General features: G+C 39.3%; 1 protein-coding gene and 1 pseudogene. Both read right to left on the reverse strand.

Annotated features, from left to right (window positions below):
• A partial coding sequence (locus H5202_RS22550) for a PfkB family carbohydrate kinase (RefSeq protein ID WP_182773987.1) occupies window positions 1-635 on the reverse strand: 635 nt, incomplete at its 3' end.
• Between the two features lie 5 nt (window positions 636-640).
• A pseudogene (locus tag H5202_RS22555) lies at window positions 641-1330 on the reverse strand (mannitol dehydrogenase family protein); the annotation flags it as partial.

A 1330-nucleotide genomic window follows, 5' to 3' on the forward strand; every position in this document is an offset into this window, starting at 1 on the left:
TTTAGAACAAAATTTGAATTTTGTTCTAAAGAATGAAATGGCGACCCCATCACTTTGGCTATTTCATACAACTCATCGTCATTTAATTTAATGAAATCAGCTTTTTTCATCAAATTAACCACACTATCAATCTGATAATGCGGCGCACGTAAGTTAACGTCAAACACCGAAAACGATGCCAACTCAACTAAAGCTGTTAAGGTATTAAGAGACACATCATTGCGGCCAATTAAGCTACCAAAGACCAACACATCAGCACGATTAACCTGCCCAATAATATCTTCTGTTAATGCGATATTATCCCAGGCAGTATCGGCGACAATGTCATAAGACGCTGACCCATTTTTGTCTAAAGTGACTTGAACTGTGCTGGTGCTTTTAACGGGATCGATAGCGATACAGTCGCGATTAACGCCACGTTCATCAATAAAGCTAACGAGCTCATGACCTAATTGATCATCGCCAACGGCACTTATCATCGAACCTTTAATGCCCAGGGCATTAAGTCTGACACACACATTTAAAGGTGCCCCGCCAACACGCTTACCATCAGGGAAACAATCCCACAATACTTCACCAAAACAACTAATGTTAATGTCGGCCTTAGCTTTATGATTTATTAATATGCTATTCATGCGGCTTAACCTTTCTCTTGTAATCTTGCTTGCATAATCGATTTAATGTCACTGCCCGGTGCATATAAGGCCGTAATCGCTTGACGATAATCTTTACAGAAACTGGCTTGATTGTTTAGATCACCAAATAAATCGGTTAATTGCAAAAACGCTAATGGATCTTGAGCTGTTTTATTGGCATACGCATGTAATTGAGCCGCCATTTGATCGTTAATCTCTAACGCTTGCTCTTGCTGATCAACACGTTTGTCACTGTATAAACACCAGGTTGCAATCACTAATGTGGCGAGTGAAGTATCACGGCCTAGTGCAATATTTTCATTAATAGAAGCAATGATAAACTTTGGTAACTTGGCTGAACTTTCGAGACAAATTCGCGCCAAACTGTCTTTAATGTTTGGGTTGGCAAAACGTTCAATTAACGTGTCTTTATATTGTGTTAAATCAATACCTTCAAGTTGCTCAATTAACGGCGTGACTTCATCGTCCATAAATTTACGCAAATATGTTGCAAATAAAGGATCGGTTACCGACTCATCAATAGTGGCAAAACCATGAATAGAACCTAATAAACCTAATACTGAATGGCCTGCGTTTAATAAACGGATTTTCATTTTTTCAAATGGTGTTACGTCACTGACAAATTGTGCACCAACGGTATCCAGCGCTGGACGGCCATCACTAAAGTTGTCTTC

It is taken from the genome of Shewanella sp. SG41-4, from assembly GCF_014164505.1.
GTDB lineage: Bacteria > Pseudomonadota > Gammaproteobacteria > Enterobacterales > Shewanellaceae > Shewanella.